Raw genomic sequence first — 2,149 nt, 5'->3', positions numbered from 1 at the left:
AACATCGGCGGCCACCGACCGCAGCCCGGCCACCGCCTCCTCACGCTCGGCGGCGACCACGACGGCCCGGTGATCGAGAGCCGCGCGCGAGGCCACCAGCGAGTAGGCCACGTCGGCCAGGGTCTGGTCCCCTGCCTCCAGGTGGTCGGCGAGCCGCTCCGCCTGCGCCTGGAGCGCGGCCGCCGAGCGGGCCGAGACCACGAACGGCAGCGGACCGGTGAACTCCGTCTCCTCCGCCGCGGGTTCCTCGGCGGGCGCCTCCTCGATCACCACGTGGGAGTTCGTGCCGCTCACACCGAACGACGACACACCGGCCCGGCGCGGACGCCCCTCCTCCCGAGGCCACTCACGCGCCTCGGTCAGCAGTTCCACCGCACCCGCCGACCAGTCCACCTTCGGCGTCGGCTCATCCACATGCAGGGTCTTCGGCAGCTCCTCGTTCTGGAGCGCCATCACCATCTTGATCACGCTCGCGACGCCGGCGGCGCCCTGCGAGTGACCGATGTTGGACTTCACGGAGCCGAGCCACAGGGGATCGTGGTCGCCCCGGTCCCGCCCGTAGGTGGCGAGCAGGGCCTGCGCCTCGATCGGGTCGCCGAGGGCCGTACCGGTGCCGTGCGCCTCGACGGCGTCCACATCAGCGGGCGTCAGACGGCCGTTGGCCAGGGCCTGGCGGATGACCCGCTGCTGGGAGGGACCGTTGGGGGCGGTGAGGCCGTTGGAGGCGCCGTCCTGGTTGACGGCCGTACCGCGCACCACCGCGAGCACCGGGTGCCCGTTACGTCGCGCGTCCGACAGTTTCTCCACCAGCAGGACGCCGACGCCCTCGGACCATGCGGTGCCGTCGGCGGCGGCGGAGAACGCCTTGACGTGGCCGTCGCGGGCGAGTCCCCGCTGGCGGGAGAACTCCACGAAGGTGTCCGGTGTCGCCATGACCATCACGCCGCCCGCGAGGGCCATCGAGCACTCGCCGGTCCGCAGTGCCTGCACGGCCATGTGCAGGGCGACCAGCGAGGAGGAGCAGGCGGTGTCGACACTGACGGAGGGCCCTTCCAGGCCCAGCGTGTAGGAGACGCGGCCCGAGGCGACGCTGCCCGCGGTGCCGGTCAGCCGGAGGCCCTGGAGTTCGCCGGGCGCCCGCTGGAGGCGGACGGTGTAGTCGTGGCTGATGATGCCGGTGAAGACGCCGGTGTCTGAGCCGCGCAAGGTCGTCGGGTCGATGCCGGCCCGCTCCACCGTCTCCCAGCTGACCTCCAGGAGCAGTCGCTGCTGCGGGTCCATGGCGAGCGCCTCGCGCGGGGAGATCCCGAAGAAGCCCGCGTCGAACTCGCCGACGTCGTGCAGGAACGCGCCACGGTCGACGTACGACCGGTCGACGGCGTCCGGGTCCGGGTCGAAGAGTGTGTCCAGATCCCAGCCGCGGTTGTCGGGGAAGCCGCCCATGACGTCGGCGCCGTCGGCGACCAGCCGCCACAGCGCCTCCGGGCTGGTGGCCCCGCCCGGGAAACGGCAGCCCATGGCGACGATCGCGATCGGCTCGTCAGGGGCGTCGGACCGTCCGCCGTCCGGGCCGGTGTGCTGCGTGGGCGTGCTGGCGATGGCGGTCGACTGCTGTTCGCCGATGCCGAGTTCGTCGTGGAGGTGACCGGCCAGGGCGGCCGGCGTCGGGTAGTCGAAGACGACGGTCGCCGACAGCCGGACGCCGGTGGCGGCCGAGAGACGGTTGCGCAGCTCGACGGAGGTCAGCGAGTCGAAGCCCGCGTCCTTGAAGGCGCGTTCCCCGTCGACCGTGTGGGCGGCGGCGTGGCCGAGGACGGTCGCGGCCTGGGCGCGGACCAGGCCGAGCAGGCGCAGGTCCTGCTCCTCCCGTGACAGGCCCGCGAGCTCCTGGGCCAGCGAACCGGCCGGTGCTGTCCCCGAGTTGGCGGTCTGCCGGGTCTGCCGTACGAGTCCGCGCAGGAGCTGGGGTACGGCCTGGGCCGCGGCGCGGGACTGCAGGCCCGCGAGGTCCAGGCGGGCCGGCACGAGGACGGCTTCGGGCGAGCGCAGGCCCGCGTCGAAGAGCGCGTTGCCGGTCTCGGCGGTGATGCCTAGCATGCCGTCGCGCTTGTTGCGCTGGAGCGCGGCGGTGTCCAGCGTGCCGGCCATG

The 2,149-nt window shown here is 73.3% G+C and carries 1 protein-coding gene; it reads right to left on the bottom strand.

Features of this window, described 5'->3' with window-relative positions; translation table 11 throughout:
* The coding region (locus AQJ91_RS00145) for a type I polyketide synthase (RefSeq protein ID WP_234381765.1) at window positions 1-2,149 on the bottom strand (2,149 nt) is incomplete at both ends.

The sequence above is a fragment of the Streptomyces dysideae genome (assembly GCF_001514305.1).
GTDB lineage: Bacteria > Actinomycetota > Actinomycetes > Streptomycetales > Streptomycetaceae > Streptomyces > Streptomyces dysideae.
This window is presented reverse-complemented; position numbering and strand designations above follow the sequence as displayed.